General features: G+C 47.2%; 2 protein-coding genes. One reads left to right on the top strand and one right to left on the bottom strand.

The window, feature by feature from the left end; genetic code table 11:
- Positions 1 to 572, bottom strand: a 572-nt coding sequence (locus tag CDG77_RS34930) for an oxidoreductase (RefSeq protein ID WP_442946470.1), incomplete at its 3' end; no start/stop codon positions are given.
- 385 nt (positions 573 to 957) lie between these two features.
- Here CDG77_RS34930 and CDG77_RS34925 point away from each other — a divergent pair.
- Complete coding sequence (locus tag CDG77_RS34925) at positions 958 to 1,326, top strand: hypothetical protein (protein WP_094333660.1); 369 nt, start codon at positions 958 to 960, stop codon at positions 1,324 to 1,326.
- The last annotated feature ends 26 nt before the right edge of the window (positions 1,327 to 1,352 follow it).

Raw genomic sequence — 1,352 nt, 5'->3', positions numbered from 1 at the left:
TACCCGTTGGCAGCGTGTAGCTCTACGCCTTCAAAACCGGCATCCATAGCCCGTTCTGCCGCCCTACGGTAGTCCTCAACGATGAGTGATATCTCTGCGATGGCAAGCGCTCGATGCGGTGACGGCTGAACCCAACCGCTGGATGCTGAAACCAAATGCGACGGGTTCTGCCAGTAAGCCGGATCGACGGAAGCAGAGACAGGCATCTCGCCACCGGTCAGATCAACATGCGAGGAACGCCCGGTATGCCACAGCTGTGCAAAGATATGCCCGCCCTTTGCATGGATGCCGAAGACGACCTTCTTCCAGCCTTCAACCTGCTGGTCGGAATAGAGTCCTGGGGCACCTAGCCATCCACGGCTCGTGACCGAGATGTTGGTGGCTTCGCTGATAATGAATCCACCCTCCGAAGCCCGTTGAGCGTAATACTCAGCCATGAGATCGCCGGGAATGGAATCGGGCTGAATAGACCGCGAGCGAGTTAATGGAGCCATCACGACACGATGCTTCAATTGCATTGCTCCAAACTGAACGGGAGTGAAAAGTGTGGCCCTGTTCATTGTCATGTTCATCTTGGCATCTCTAACTGTGATAATCCGCGCTGGCAACAAATCCAGGTTAGCCGGATGGGTTAGCGGAATTCTTGTTGAAATCGGTCATTCTTCTGGCTTCTTTATGAATGAGCGAAATTGCAAATACCTCTCGGACGCTTCGATGCTACTAACTGGAGTTTAGACTAAAAGCGATATGAGAGAAGGCAAATCAAATGGAATTAGAGATTAAAAATATTATCTTGTCAGCCTCAAAGCATCCGCGACCTTGAACAATTCTGTAGTATATCTGCTCCAGATAATAATACAATAATGATAATGAGCAAGAAAAAAGGGGTGTCTGATTGAATACAGTCCCCCTTTTGGCAGAAAGTGAGAAAAGAACTACCTACTCTCACCTACCAACATGAAAAATGCCAGACTTGAAGAGTTTCGTCAAGTAGCCTACAAATATTTAGGTAGAGCCAAAGATGCCACCTTTGAATTAACAGATGCGATATTGCTGACCCGCAACGTTTATTCCTTAGCAGATTTATCCTTATCACCAGTATTCAGACGCAAGTGGCCAAGTGTTTATGAAGCGCTACAAGATAGCAGACCGCAGCGACAGAAATTGATGCAGTTATACATCAAACAGATACCAGTAGAGGGACGACCCTTGTTAGCAGGAGATCACACAAACTGGTCACGCCCGGATGCAGTAACGCTACAAGAGAGGACGAAACCCGGATTTCTCACAAGTGAGAAAAAAACACTTGGGTTAGTCAAATTTTAGATAACTTAATTGATACATTATCAAAA

This window comes from Nostoc sp. 'Peltigera membranacea cyanobiont' 213 (assembly GCF_002245975.1).
GTDB lineage: Bacteria > Cyanobacteriota > Cyanobacteriia > Cyanobacteriales > Nostocaceae > Nostoc.
This window is presented reverse-complemented; position numbering and strand designations above follow the sequence as displayed.

Excerpts from the sequence above, each read along its gene's own strand:
- CDG77_RS34925 (WP_094333660.1), top strand. The coding sequence starts at position 958 with ATGAAAAATGCCAGACTTGAAGAGTTTCGTCAAGTAGCCTACAAATAT.